Origin of the sequence: Rufibacter latericius (genome assembly GCF_003721515.1) — a bacterium.
GTDB classification, from domain to species: Bacteria; Bacteroidota; Bacteroidia; order Cytophagales; family Hymenobacteraceae; genus Nibribacter; species Nibribacter latericius.
Genome location: NZ_RJJD01000004.1, coordinates 15,153 through 28,947, shown reverse-complemented (window position 1 = coordinate 28,947; position 13,795 = coordinate 15,153). Strand labels below are relative to the sequence as shown.

Here is a 13,795-nt window from a genome sequence, read left to right as displayed (position 1 = left end):
AATCTGGATAACAAATAAAAAGGGGGACTCTCTCGTCCCCTCTAATTCACTTCAATCGCACAAATGTACAAACAAATCCACTGAAACACAAGCAACAGGGCATTATGTACGCTTTTAGATAATGTAAAAGGAAATTAGCACTGGGAAGAGCAGCCTTTCTCCCGCTTCCAAATTGTCAGAAAGTCGAGACCGCTAGTCTAGGAATTAACCAAGCAGATGTCTAAATAGTTCAAGCAGGCAAAGTTGGTTTCAGGGCCATTTTTGCGAAATAGGCCCAAACCGCAAGCGTTATCCAATTTGTATAATCACTACCTGCAGTATAGTGGCGAGTCATGAACAATACCGGCAGCAGAACTGCCAAAAAAAGGCAGCCATTTGTAGGCTGCCTTTGAAAAATATCAACTGTTTTGGGCATGTTTTTCTAAAAACATGCCCAAAACAGAAAAGCATTAAGAGAATAATTTGAATACCACAAAGGCCGAGGCATACGCCAGACCGGTCATGTAAAGCATCTGCAGAATGGGCCATTTCCAGCCTTTGGTTTCACGATACACCACGGCTATGGTACTCATGCACTGCATGGCGAACACGTAGAAAATAAGCAGTGAGAAGGCGCGCGCCGGAGTGAAGAACGGCTGCCCGAATTCGTCTTTCTCGGCCATCAGCTTTTCTTTGACAGTGGAGATGTTTTCAGAATCGCCTACGCTGTAGATGGTGGAAATAGTACCCACAAACACCTCGCGGGCGGCAAAGGAAGTCAGTAGGGCAATACCTACTTTCCAGTCATAGCCCAACGGACGGATGGCAGGCTCAATGAACTTCCCGAACTGCCCGGCGTAAGACGCTTCCAGTTTCTGCCCGGCAATGTGCGCTTCAGCATCAGCTTCGTTCAGTTGCAGGGAAGTCAACTCTGTTGTGGCGCGTTCCTCGGCTTGTTGTATGGCGTTACCCGGACCATAGGAAGACAGTACCCACAGAATAACGGAGATGGCCAGAATCACTTTACCCGCTTGGAATACGAAGGCCTTTACTTTCTCAATAATAGTTAGGCCCACGTTTTTCCAGCGCGGCATTTTATAGGTAGGAAACTCCATGATGAAGTAACTCCGCTCTTTCGTTTTGAGCACCCATTTCAACAAAGCCGCCGAAACGATGGCCGCCACAAACCCGATCAAATACAAGCCCATCAGCACCAAACTCTGCAGACTCAGGAACCCGAAGTAAAAGGTCTCTGGCACTACCAAGGCAATCATGACGGTGTAGATAGGCAGACGGGCCGAGCAGCTCATGAGCGGCGTCACGAAGATGGTGATCATCCGGTCTTTCCAGGAGTCAATGGTGCGGGTAGCCATGATGGCGGGCACGGCGCAGGCCACGCCTGAAATAAGCGGCACCACGCTTTTACCGTTCAACCCGAACTTGCGCATGATTTTATCCATCAGGAAGGTCACGCGGGCCATGTAGCCGGTTTCTTCCAGAATGGCGATAAACGCAAACAGAATGGCAATCTGGGGCACAAACATCAACACGCCGCCTAATCCGGCTAGCACTCCTTCAGTGAGCAGGTCCACCAAGGGTCCATCGGCCTGGGTGTGAATCCAGGCGTTGAGCGTGGCAATTCCGGTATCTATCAGATCCATGGGGTAAGCGGCCCACGCAAAGATTGCCTGGAAGATCATGAACAGGATCAGGAAGAAAATCAGGTACCCGAAGATCTTATGCGTGAGAATCTGATCCAGCTTGTTGCTGAACTGCTCGTTGTTCTCGGCCTTGGTCACGCGCATGGCATCCAGGAGCAGCCCGTTGATGCGGGTGTAGCGCTCTACCGTTTCTGCGGCCTGCAGGGCATTGGAATGGAAGCCGTATTTTTTCACCAACTCCCCGATGTACTCTTTGTCATCCTCAGAGAGGAAAGACAGTTTGTGGTATTGGTGCGCGTAATGCCACGCCAGGTAATCGTTGCTCAGTTCAAAGTAGTACCTGATCTGCCGCACCATCACCAACAGGTTTTCGGGGATGGGGAAGAAGGTGGTTTCAGGGGCCTCTATCTCCTGGGAAAGAAGAATCTTAAGCGCCGCCAGTCCACTCCCGTTACGGGCATTCACCGGAATGACCGGTACCCCCAACTCTTTCTGCAGTTCAGCTACGTCAATTTTCACCCCATGCTTCTCGGCGACGTCTATCATGTTCAGAGCCAGTACCGCCGGAATTTTCAGGTCCGCGAGCTGGGTGAACAACAGGAGGTTGCGCTTCAGGTTAGAAGCATCGGCGGTGATAATGAGAACGTCTGGGTAAGAGGCGGATTTTTTGTCGTGGAGCAGGTCAATGATCACCTTTTCATCCAGCGACTTGGGATACAGGCTGTAGGTGCCTGGCAAGTCAATGACTTGTGCCTTCAGGTTAGGCGTGAGTTGGCTGATGCCGGTTTTCTTGTCAACGGTTACCCCGGGGAAGTTTCCTACCTTTTGGTTCAGACCGGTTAAATGGTTGAACAAAGAGGATTTACCGGAGTTAGGATTCCCGATGAGGGCAATCTTAGCCACCTTGCGGGACGGAGTGGTAAGCGTATGGGGAACGGAGGCGGGGGCCGGCGCAAGAACTTCGGACATAGACTAAGCCTTTAACTTGATGGTAGCAGCTTCGTCTAAACGCAAGGAAAGGGTGTAATCGTTCACAATAATGGTAATGGGGTCGCCTAAAGGGGCGCGGCTGTTCAGTTTCACTTCTTCGCCGGGAATACAGCCCATCTCCAGCAGTTTCAAAGACATTTCGGGATCAGTCAGGCAACAGATGACGCCCTTCTCCCCTATCTTCAGATCCCGCACACTCTTCTGCTCTTCTTGCACCTTTCGTTTCCTTATTTAGACTTGTTATAAACAGTTGCAAGGTACAAGGTGTTCCTAATGAATCCAAAAAGAACCCGAAGTTTCGCATCACCATCAATTACTTGCATTGTTTTTGCTTGTATTTCTACTGATTTTTGCCTAATTTTCGTGAAACCAACTAAAAACATGTCACTTTTCAGTTCTAACAACCCTGCTCTTAAAGAGGAGGCTTTTCTTCAATCAGCGACTCCTCAGACCCTTGATGGACCTACCATGACCCTGAACGGCACCATGGCCAAGTCGGCTTTGCTGCTGGGAATAGTACTGGTCTTTGCGGTTTTCTCCTGGGACCTGTTCGCCCTGATGGGCGTGCCGCTGCCGTTCCTGGTTTCTATTCCGTTGGTAGGCGTGGGCCTGGCGTTCCTGCTTGTTTTCAAAAAAGAATGGGCCGCCTACATTGCGCCTCTTTACTGCGCGTTGCAAGGTCTGTTCCTGGGCGGAATCTCAGGTATTCTGGAGACGAAGTTCCCAGGTATTGCCACGCAGGCCATGCTGTTGACCTTTACGGTGTTCGGCGGCATGTTGCTTTTGTACAGCACCCGCGTGATCAGAGCCACAGAACGGTTCAAGTCCATTGTCATGACGGCCACGTTCGGGATTTTCTGCTACTACATGCTGGGCTTCATTCTGCAGTTCTTTGGCGTTGAGATGGCTTTGATCCATAGCAGCGGCACAGCGGGCATTATCTTCAGTGTGCTGGTGGTGATCATTGCGGCCATGAACCTGATTATGGATTTTGACACCATTGAACAAGGCGTGGCATACGGCGCTCCTAAAAACATGGAGTGGTACGCTGCCTTCGGTCTAGCTGTCACCTTGATCTGGCTGTATATTGAAATACTGCGCCTGCTCTCTAAGTTGAATAGCCGCAACTAAACAACTTGCGTCTTCTACGCCCGTACAAACCTCTATATCAATCTTGTACGCGTATGCCGAAGACGAAAAAAGACCAGAAGAAAGAAGACCCATGCTGGAATGGCTATGAACAGGCCGGCATGAAAGACAAGGATGGCAAGAAAGTGCCTAATTGTGTCAAGAAGAAAGACTAACCCTTTATCATAGAAAACGCCACTGAACTTCAGTGGCGTTTTTGTTTCTGGTTACCAACCTAGCCTTCACCTGTGAGTTCTTTTATCAACTTCGGATCAAAGCCGACAAAGTAGTTTAGGTCCGTTTTTATAAAAACAGCCCCTAAACGCTATTCATTAAAGAATACCCGCTTCACCCGCGTGCTGACGTTGGTGAGCAGTTCATACGGAATGGTACCGATGCGGGAAGCCAGTTCAGTCAGCGGCAGCCCTTCGCCAAATACCAGCACTTCATCGCCGGCCTGTACGTCAAGACCCGTCACGTCTACCATGCACATGTCCATGCACACGTTCCCGATGATGGGAGCTCGTTGCCCGTTGATGAGCACCTCACCTACCCCGTTCCCGAACCGGCGGTCATAGCCATCAGCATAGCCAATGGCGATGGTAGCGGTTTGTTTATCAGTATCAGCGATGCCACGGCGACTGTAGCCTACGGTTTCGCCCGCTTTTATAGATTTCACCTGCGAAACGGTGGTTTTCAACTGGCCCACGGTCTGCAGATTGCCCTGCTCCTGCCCCGAAGATTCTACGCCGTACAAACCAATACCTAAGCGTACCATGTCAAAGGCAGCTTCTTCGCCAAAGCGCACGATGCCCGCTGAGTTGAGAATGTGTTTTGTCACAGCATAGCCCAGCGCCTGCTCTACCCGCGTGGCCATTTGTTTGAACTGTGCAATCTGGGCGTGGGAAAAATCATTGTATACCGCTTCATCGGCGCCAGCCAGGTGACTGAAAACGCTTTGCACCCGCACGTGGGGCACATGGTCCAGCACCTCCAAAGCTTCATCCAGTTCAGAAGGGCTAAAGCCGAGGCGGTGCATGCCGGTATCCAGCTTGAGGTGAATGCGGGGCGTTTTGGAGCTCTTTTTAGGAAAGTAGTCTAAAAACCGATGCAGCAGGTCTGGGGAATAAATTTCGGGTTCCAGGCTGTACTGCCGCATTTTCAGGAAGCTGTCTGGGCTGGGGTTCATGACCATGATGGGCAACGTGATGCCGTGCTCCCGCAGGGCAATGCCTTCATCGGCGTACGCCACGGCCAGGTAATCTACCCGGTGGAACTGGAGCAGGTTGGCAATCTCGTAGGCACCTGCCCCATAGGCAAAGGCTTTCACCATGACCATGATCTTGACCTGAGCCGGTACTTTGGTGCGGTAGTAGTTGAGGTTGTGCACCAAGGCATCCAGGTTCACTTCCAATTTGGTGCCGTGTATTTGCTGCTGCAGGGCGGCCACAATCTTCTCGAACTGGAACACCCGCGCGCCTTTCACCAGGATGGTTTCCTGCCGGAACGTCTCGGAGCGGAGTTGCCCCAGAAAAGAATCGGTGCCGAGGTAGAACTCGCTGCCGGCGGGGAACAGGTCCTGGTGTCGGGTGATGATGTCGCCAATCCCGATGACGCGGTCCACGCCCCGGGAGGTGATTTCCTGCGCCACCTGTTGGTAGAGGGTGGTTTCTTCCACCCCAGCTTCCAGCAGATCAGAGACAATCAGGGTTTTCCGGCCCCGGCGGGCTTGCTGTCCCAGCACGTCCAGCGCGATGCGTAGACCAGCCAGATCATTATTGTAGGTATCGTCAATGACGTAGCAGCCGTTGATAGCTTCTTTGCGCTCCAGACGCATGGCCACGGGATGCAGGCGCTCGAAGCGACTAGGTAATTCTTCGGGTTTTACGCCCAAGTACAGCAAGACGGCCAGGCAATGCAGCGCATTTTCCAGCGACGCCTCATCGGCGAAAGGCAGGGTGAAGTCCTGGCCTTTGCCATCGAACCGGAACCGGATTTTGGTTTTGCCGTGGTGCATTTCCAGCACTTTGAGCTGCACCTGCGCCGAGGGATGTTCATGGGTGCTCCAGGCAAAACCGGGCAAGCCTGTGGCTTGGGTTGCCTCGGCCACGGTTTTCTGGTCGGCACAGTAAATAAGCTGGGTGACGTGGTCAAAGAGCTTCAGCTTTTCTTCCAGCTTTTGGGCGGACGAAGAGAAACCTTCGTCATGCGCCGGACCAAGGTTGGTGAACACACCGATGGTAGGTTGCAGCACGCTGGCCAGATGCTCCATTTCACCTGGTTTGGAGATTCCGGCCTCGAAAACGCCGATGGTATGGCTTTCATTGATTTGCCACACCGAGAGCGGCACGCCAATCTGGGAATTATAGCTTCGGGGGCTTTTCACTACCCGCTCAGAAACGCTTAATAACTGCGCCAGCCACTCTTTCACAATGGTTTTGCCGTTGCTGCCCGTGACACCGATGACCGGAATAGAGAACTTGCGGCGGTGATAAGCGGCCAGCCGCTGCATGGCCTGAATGCTGTCACTTACCAGCAGCACATTGGCTTCAGGTAGGGCGGACAAGTCCATGACTCCAGAGGCGTCTTCCACCACAAACTGCCGCACACCGGCCGCGTAGAGCTCCGGAATGTATTGGTGCCCGTCATGGAATTCGCCCCGAATGGCGAAAAACACCGAGGAAACGGCATTGGCAATTTTACGGCTATCGGTGAGCAGGTGCTGTACGGGGTAGGTTGCGTTGCATTGTACCAACATGCCTCCCGTCACCTGGGCAATCTCTTTAAAAGTAAACATGATGCGGTTATCTGTTAATCAAATATACAACAGAAGAAATACTACCACACCTTGCCCTAAGAAAGCAGGCCCTAAGCCGTAAGAAGCATTTTTAACATTGTTTTCGGAAAAGGCGGTCAAAAATAGCCTGCACGTGAATCAGAGGAGCGGTTTTCCTGGGCACGACACACGATTAAAGGCAGAAACAGCTGCTAATTAGGCAGTACGCGCGGCAACTTCTACCTTTGTGTCCCTTAAAAAAATTGTTGTGAAATTTAGTCGTTACCATATTGCTGCCATCAGCGCCTTTCTCATCTGGGGATTTATTCCGTTTCCGCTTAAAGCTTTAACCGCATCCCCAAGTAGCCAGATTTTGTATTTCAGAATCCTGATTTCTGTCCTGACGCTGCTGGTTGTTTCTGGCACCACCCGCCGGGAGCAGTGGCGCCAAACGTTTGCCACGTACAAAGGACAGAGCCCAATCCTTAAGCGTCGGTTCATTTTGTTCACGCTCATGGGCGGTGCTTTACTTACTATCAACTGGCTGGCCTTTATTTATGTGGTGAACCACGTAGACATCCAGACGGGCTCTTTTTCTTACCTGTTGTGCCCTATCTTGACGGCAGCGCTCGGGTTCCTGATTTTGCATGAGCACCTGCGGGTGAACCAATGGGTATCGGTGGGCCTGAGCTTGATGAGCTGCCTTCTGGTGGGTACTGATTCTGTCTACAACCTACTGTTCAGTTTACTTATTGCCGCTTCCTACGCATTTTACCTCATCACCCAGCGGCTGCTCAAGGACTATGACAAGATTGTGCTGCTCACCTTGCAGTTGCTGTTGGCGTTCACCTTCATAGGGCCGAGCTACCCGTGGTTTGTGGGCGAAGACGCGCAGCCTATCACGGGCCATTTTGTGGGACAGATTGTGCTGCTGAGCTGGCTGTTCACGGTGATTCCTCTGTTTCTGAACCTGTATGCGCTCAAAGAACTGAAATCTGCCACGGTAGGCGTACTCATGTACCTGAACCCGATTATAAACTTCACCATGGCATTCCTGTACTTCGGGGAAGTGGCCAGCCAGCAGAAGGTGATTGCGTATGCGGTTATCTTTGCCTCGGTGGTGCTGTACAACCTGCCCATCGGGAAGAAAAAGGAAACTCCGGTCACCGCTTAATTTTCGCGCGTGTGCAACGTTTGGGTGGCTTTGGGGCTCTTCTTATAAAAGCAAGACCAAACCAAAATCAGCATCAAGATGAAAAGTAAACTCTTCCCTCTGTTCCTTTTGGCACTGGCTTTTGGCTGCGCCCGTCCAGACCTGATCTCGCCGGAGGAAGAGGAAGCCATAGTGCAAGCCCGCACCAAAGGCGCCACCATCCTGACGGTGAACAAACCCACGCCCATTGGAGGCTTGTTGGTGAACCTGCAGAAAATAGAAGACAGCCGATGCCCCAAAGAGGCGACCTGTTTCTGGTATGGGGTAGCAACGGCCACGCTTGAGGTACAAGATGCGAATGGGCTAAAAACGAACCAACGTCTTTATTTGGGAGGCCCATTGCCTGCTCCTGATAATCGTGGTTTCCGGGAAGCCGACACGGTGGTGGTACAACTCGGCAACAAGCCTTATCAACTAATTTTGAGCGACGTACAACCGTACCCTGATCTTAAAAACCCTTCTCCCAGTGAGAAGAAAGCCATGGTCTCGGTGCAGGCGTTGTAAGTTCACGTCTGTTCTTCAAAAAAGAAAACCCGCACATACTGCGGGTTTTCTTTTTTGAAGAGATTTCCTATCCATAAAACCAGGAGTTCTGCTTTCCTGCTCCTTTCCCAAAAACAATCCCAAATCAGAAAGCATACCTTAGGCCCTAAAAAGAACAAGCTAAAGCTGGAGAATGCCTTTTCCCTTTTTCAGAAGTATTTTATTTCTCACCTCTTTACTGTAAAGCAAAAATTGATAATTTCAGCACCCACAAACCCACCTATACCTGCCACCCAAAACCTTTCATTTAATGAAGAAGCCTCTGCTTAGAAGCCTGCTTTTCCTTTCTGTTGCTGCCCTCCCTGTATCCTGCGCCCAGGACAATTTTCAAGCTACCGCTACCCAGACTCCTGAAGCTTCGGTGAAGACCGTAAAAGTTGAGCTGCGAAAAGAGAACGGCCGTTTTCAGTTATACCGAGGCGGAAAGCCTTACTTCATCAAAGGAGCCGGCGGAAACCGATATCTCGATCAACTGGCAGCGTACGGCGGCAATTCCATCAGAACCTGGAGTACCCACAATGCCCAGCAAACCCTGGACGAGGCGCACAAGCGGGGCTTAACCGTGACTTTGGGTTTGGACGTGGCCCGCGAGCGGCATGGCTTTGACTACAACAACACCGAAGCTGTAGCCAAACAACTAGCCAAGCTTCGCGAAGAGGTGATGAAGTACAAAGACCATCCGGCCTTGCTGGTGTGGGGCATCGGGAATGAACTGAACCTGAGTTACTCCAACCCCAAAGTGTGGGATGCCGTGAATGACATCGCCAAGATGATTCATAAAGTGGACCCTAACCATCCGGCCAGTACCATGCTGGCGGGGCTGAACAAAAAAGAGGTGGACTACATCAAAGCGCAGGCACCGGCAATAGACCTGTTGTCCATCAATGCATACGGCGATTTACCCTCTATTCCGGATAGGGTTAGGGAGTTTGGTTGGGAAGGCGCTTACATGATTACGGAATGGGGTCCAACTGGCCATTGGGAAGGTCCGCAAACGCCTTGGAAAGCTTCGGTAGAAGAAACCAGTTCTGAGAAAGCCGCTGTGTACCGCAGCCGCTATGAGGCTACCATGAAAAAAGACAGCGAGCGTTGCCTGGGTTCTTACGTGTTCCTGTGGGGACAGAAACAGGAAAGAACGCCCACCTGGTACGGCCTGTTCACCGAACAGGGCGAGGAGTCTGAAGTAGTAGACGTGATGCACTACCTGTGGTCAGGAAAGTGGCCCCAGAACCGTGCCCCGCATCTGAGTTACCTTCACCTGGATGGCAAGAAAGCCACCGACAACATCTACCTGAAACCCAACCAAAGCTACCCTATTCAGACCCAGGTCACTGACCCAGACCAGGACGCCCTCACCTACCGGTGGGAGTTACTCCCAGAAAGCACCGACCTCAAGGAAGGCGGTGACGCTGAAGCAAGACCCGGAGCCATTTCAGGGCTTGTACAAGATGGCGGCAAAGGTCAGGCAACAATTAAAGCTCCGGAAAAAGAAGGCGCTTACCGGTTGTTTGTCTATGCATATGATGGCAAGAACAACGTAGCCACTGCCAACGCTCCTTTCTTTGTAAAGAAGTAGAGACTAGCTGCTTTCAGCCTGTTTTCTGAATTAAAGGCTGAAAACGAGGATTTATAGCCAAGTTTTTTTTGCATCAACCTGAAGTCCTCTGGGTATTTGGCGTGTTTTAATGGAAACAGGCCAAATACCCAAGGGACTTTTTGATTTGAAGTAGGGGTTCATTTGTTAAATCACCTTATACAACCCTTCGTTTGCCAATTTTATCTAGAAACCACTCTATCTCTAGACTCCAGCTCTAGGGAGAAAGGCTGTTCCGGGTAAGATACTAGTTCTCTTCAGCCCTCCTTTCTAAATAGAAGAAGTAGCAATTGGAAGGCTCTTTTATGCATACCCCTCCTTCTTTCCTTTTGGAGAAAGCATAGGATTTGCACCCTCATCCACAAAGCACCTTTAAACAAATTAACTTACTTTCAATTACTTACCAATCAAACCCGCTCCTTTCTCCTCTCTTAAACTCAGCTTGACCACCATTTTCCTATACTTATCCACCAGTGTAAAGATTGCCTTTGATGTATTTCTACCCTAAGGCTGATATACTGGAACAAAGCAAATTCATTACAGCATTGGTGGGCAAAAACCTATTCTTCACTTTATAAAAATATAAAAATGTCAACATTACACTTACAAAAGTCGCAGAGGTTGACAAAAAAATATTTTAAAGCATCAAAACTTAGCAAAACCCCATAAAAAAGCCCTAGAAGCTTCTTTTTACCTGTTTGATGTAATCCTGATGTACTCCTGTAGGCTTCCTGATGTAGTTGTGATGTAGTAGGTTTCAAGCTCAATATTTAACAAATCTCTATATTCGAACTCTAAAACCAGATTCTTTTTAACAAAACCGCATTTTATGAAGAACAAACTACTCACTTTTCTGCTACTACTTATAAGTAGCGTGGCGTTTGCTCAAACCACAATCACCGGTCGGGTTACCTCCGGCCGAAGTGGTGAAGCCCTACCAGGCGTGAGCGTGGTAGTAAAAGGTACTACAGCCGGTACCACCACTGACGTAGACGGCAGATACCAGCTTCAGGCTCCTGCCAATGCCTCCACTTTAGTGATCAGCTACATCGGGTTCGTGAACCAGGAAATCTCTATCAATGGACGCACCACCATTGACGTAGGTTTGCAGGAAGACCAACAAGCACTGGAAGAAGTTGTGGTAGTAGGGTACGGCACACAGCAGAAGAGCTTGGTAACAGGCGCCATCTCCTCAGTGAAAGCCGCTGAAATAGCCACGGTATCTTCCAGCCGCGTTGAACAGGCGCTTCAGGGCCGCACGGCGGGCGTAACGGTATTGCCAGCTTCCGGCTCGCCGGGCAGCGGTATGCGGGTACGCGTGAGAGGGACGGGATCAAACGCCTCTTCAGAACCTCTTTACATTGTAGACGGAGTTAGAGCCGGTGGAATTGAGTTCCTGGATCCGTCAGAAATCGCCTCTATTGAAGTGCTGAAAGATGCAGCTTCAGCGGCCATTTACGGAGCAGAAGGTGCCAACGGAGTTGTGATCATCACTACCAAAACCGGTAAAGTGAACACCTCAGAAGTTGCCTACAGCTTCCAATATGGCAGACAATCTGTTGGGGAATTGATGCCAATGATGAACCCGCAGCAGTACCAGCAGTACCTGGAGGAATCTAACAGCCCAGGAAGACCAACTGCTGCCGAGGCCGCAGCAGCAGGTGCAGGCACCAACTGGTTCGAGGAAGCCTTCCAATCGGCTCCGCAACAACACCACTCTATCAGCTTTAGCGGTGGCTCTGAAAAATCAAGCTTCCTGGTGAGCGGCAACTACTTCACCCAGGCAGGTATTCTGGGTGGCGACAAAGCCAGATTTGACCGTTACACCGTGCGCATCAACTCAGACCACAAGATCAAGGAATGGCTGAACATTGGCGAAAGATTCTCTTACTCCCACTTCAAGCGGAGAGGCCTAGCCGAAAACGATGAATTTGGTGGATTAATCAGCAGCGCCCTTTCGCTGGATCCTTTGACCCCGGTTATCTATACCGGTGCCCTTCCCGCCCACGTGACAAGCGCCATCAATGCAGGTCATCCGTTGGTGCGTGACGAAAACGGCAACTATTATGGTATCTCTAACTTTATCAGAGGTGAGTACGGCAACCCATTGGCCAGAATTGCTTTGGCCAGAGGCCAGACTACCCAAAACAAAGTAGTGGGTAACGTGTACGCCGACATCGAGCCAATCAAAGGCCTTAAGTTCACGTCACGTTTCGGGATTGACGGAGCCTTCCAACGCCAGCACGGCTGGACGCCTACGTTCTGGTTCTCCAGCGAAAGCTTGAACACCGTGGCGAACGGTTCAGACTCTCAGAACAACTGGTTTAACCTGCAGTGGGAAAATTTCGCTACTTTCCAGAAACAAGTAGGAGACCATGGCTTCACGTTATTGGCCGGTACTTCTGCCGTGAAACGGATGTGGAACTACATTGGCGGTAGCTACTCTGGCCTCTTCAAAGAGGAAGATAAGTTCTCTTACGCAGACACTACCCCAGATGCCCTGGACAGAATTGGCAGTAACTCCAATGTGAGCACCCTGGCCTCTTACTACGGCAGACTTTCTTATGACTTTGCCGGAAAATACCTGTTAAACGCCACCGTAAGAAGAGACGGCTCTTCTCTGTTTGCGCCTGACAAGGCTTGGGGTACTTTCCCTTCTTTGTCTTTGGGCTGGGTTGTGTCTAACGAAGACTTCTTCCCTGAGACCAAGGTAAACCAATTGAAGTTGCGGGCTAGCTGGGGCCAGAACGGCTCTCTTTCAAGTTCCCGCATCGGGGATTGGCTAGCGGCGGTAGCAGTTACCGGCCGTTATCCAGATGCTTCCGGTGAATACCTGGTGGGTGCCGCCCCTACTACCCTGGCAAACCCTGATCTTACCTGGGAAACCAGTGAGCAGTTAGACTTTGGGGTAGACGTTGGCATGTTCAACAACCGCCTGACCTTCACCGCCGACTATTTCGACAAGAAAACTATTGACCTTATCACCCCAGGTGTAGCTCCAGGCTTCGTAGGTGCCTCGCTCCCGTTCGTGAACGGTGGAAACGTGCAAAACAAAGGCTGGGAGTTTGAATTAGGCTATCGTAATGACGCCGCTGAAGCTTTCCAATACGAAGTTTCTGGAAACATCACCACCATCAAAAATAAGGTAACTTTCCTTGATCCTAACGTGAACGAAATCCCAGGAGCAAGTGTGGGTACTGGTTGGTCTGCTACCGTTTTCAAAGAAGGCTATCCTATCTGGTTCCTGAGAGGCTATAAAACCGCGGGTATCTTCCAGACGCCAGAGGAAATCAGCGCTTACCTGACTTCTACCGGTATCACCGGCTACAACCCTAAACCAGGCGACCCTATCGTGGTAGACACCAATGGTGACAAGCAGATTTCTCCCGCAGATTATGACATGATCGGGAACCCGCACCCAGACGTAATCTTCGGGGCTCGTGTGAACCTGGCCTACAAAGGATTTGATTTATTAGCCTTCGTACAGGGTCAGTTAGGAAACGATGTAATTCTGGGCTTTAGCCGCACAGACCGCCCTACTGCCAACAAACCAGCTTTCTTCTATGAAGACCGTTGGACCGGAGCCGGTAGCACCAACACCGGTTTCGCTGCCAGCACCACCAACGCCTATGTGTACAACAGTGACCTGATGGTATTTGACGGTTCTTATGCCCGCGTTCGTCAGTTGCAGTTGGGTTATACTCTGCCAAATGCCCTTACAAGCAAGTTCAGAGTGAAGAACGCCCGGGTGTATGTATCTCTTGACAACTATTTCACCTTCACTGACTACCCAGGTCTTGACCCAGAAGCAGGAAGCAACAACGCCAACAGCTTAGGCATTGACCGCGGAACTTACCCAGTTCCAAGATTAGCCATGTTTGGTTTAAACTTTAACTTTTAAGCAACTCAAT

The 13,795-nt window shown here is 50.6% G+C and carries 9 protein-coding genes; 5 read left to right on the top strand and 4 right to left on the bottom strand.

The features are described from left to right. Positions 1-229: 229 nt before the first annotated feature. Genes EFB08_RS23460 through EFB08_RS08060 form a run of 3 tightly spaced genes read right to left on the bottom strand, consistent with a single transcriptional unit; the run spans position 230 to position 2,846 of the window. Entirely contained in the window at positions 230-415 is a 186-nt protein-coding gene (locus EFB08_RS23460; RefSeq protein ID WP_165864834.1) for a hypothetical protein, read from the bottom strand. A gap of 34 nt (positions 416-449) precedes the next feature. Further along, a complete protein-coding gene (feoB, locus tag EFB08_RS08065) occupies positions 450-2,609 on the bottom strand; it encodes a ferrous iron transport protein B (RefSeq protein ID WP_123126441.1) in 2,160 nt (719 codons plus the stop codon). Between the two features lie 3 nt (positions 2,610-2,612). After that, positions 2,613-2,846, bottom strand: a complete 234-nt coding sequence (locus EFB08_RS08060) for a FeoA family protein (protein ID WP_083470258.1) — start codon at positions 2,844-2,846, stop codon at positions 2,613-2,615. A gap of 165 nt (positions 2,847-3,011) precedes the next feature. Between EFB08_RS08060 and EFB08_RS08055 the strand changes: the two genes are divergently transcribed. Beyond that, on the top strand, positions 3,012-3,761 hold the full coding sequence (locus tag EFB08_RS08055) for a Bax inhibitor-1/YccA family protein (protein WP_123126439.1): 750 nt from the start codon (positions 3,012-3,014) through the stop codon (positions 3,759-3,761). 322 nt (positions 3,762-4,083) lie between these two features. Here EFB08_RS08055 and EFB08_RS08050 read toward each other — a convergent pair whose 3' ends face one another. Further along, the gene (locus EFB08_RS08050) at positions 4,084-6,555 is read right to left on the bottom strand and encodes a bifunctional UDP-N-acetylmuramoyl-tripeptide:D-alanyl-D-alanine ligase/alanine racemase (protein WP_123126438.1); all 2,472 of its coding nucleotides are present in this window, start codon (positions 6,553-6,555) and stop codon (positions 4,084-4,086) included. A gap of 247 nt (positions 6,556-6,802) precedes the next feature. Between EFB08_RS08050 and EFB08_RS08045 the strand changes: the two genes are divergently transcribed. The 4 genes from EFB08_RS08045 to EFB08_RS08025 all read left to right on the top strand — a co-directional run bounded on the left by EFB08_RS08045 (position 6,803) and on the right by EFB08_RS08025 (position 13,785). Continuing rightward, on the top strand, positions 6,803-7,708 hold the full coding sequence (locus EFB08_RS08045; RefSeq protein WP_227006262.1) for an EamA family transporter: 906 nt from the start codon (positions 6,803-6,805) through the stop codon (positions 7,706-7,708). 78 nt (positions 7,709-7,786) lie between these two features. Continuing rightward, positions 7,787-8,251 (top strand): hypothetical protein, encoded by a 465-nt coding sequence (locus tag EFB08_RS08040; protein ID WP_123126437.1) that lies wholly within the window; start codon positions 7,787-7,789, stop codon positions 8,249-8,251. A 289-nt stretch (positions 8,252-8,540) separates the two neighbouring features. Continuing rightward, positions 8,541-9,866 (top strand): glycoside hydrolase 5 family protein, encoded by a 1,326-nt coding sequence (locus EFB08_RS08030; protein WP_123126435.1) that lies wholly within the window; start codon positions 8,541-8,543, stop codon positions 9,864-9,866. Between the two features lie 847 nt (positions 9,867-10,713). Beyond that, on the top strand, positions 10,714-13,785 hold the full coding sequence (locus tag EFB08_RS08025; protein WP_123126434.1) for a SusC/RagA family TonB-linked outer membrane protein: 3,072 nt from the start codon (positions 10,714-10,716) through the stop codon (positions 13,783-13,785). Positions 13,786-13,795: the final 10 nt, after the last annotated feature.

Coding starts and splice junctions, on each gene's coding strand:
- EFB08_RS08050 (WP_123126438.1), bottom strand. CDS start 6,555: ATGTTTACTTTTAAAGAGATTGCCCAGGTGACGGGAGGCATGTTGGTA.
- EFB08_RS23460 (WP_165864834.1), bottom strand. CDS start 415: ATGCCCAAAACAGTTGATATTTTTCAAAGGCAGCCTACAAATGGCTGC.
- EFB08_RS08055 (WP_123126439.1), top strand. CDS start 3,012: ATGTCACTTTTCAGTTCTAACAACCCTGCTCTTAAAGAGGAGGCTTTT.
- EFB08_RS08040 (WP_123126437.1), top strand. CDS start 7,787: ATGAAAAGTAAACTCTTCCCTCTGTTCCTTTTGGCACTGGCTTTTGGC.
- EFB08_RS08025 (WP_123126434.1), top strand. CDS start 10,714: ATGAAGAACAAACTACTCACTTTTCTGCTACTACTTATAAGTAGCGTG.
- EFB08_RS08030 (WP_123126435.1), top strand. CDS start 8,541: ATGAAGAAGCCTCTGCTTAGAAGCCTGCTTTTCCTTTCTGTTGCTGCC.
- feoB (WP_123126441.1), bottom strand. CDS start 2,609: ATGTCCGAAGTTCTTGCGCCGGCCCCCGCCTCCGTTCCCCATACGCTT.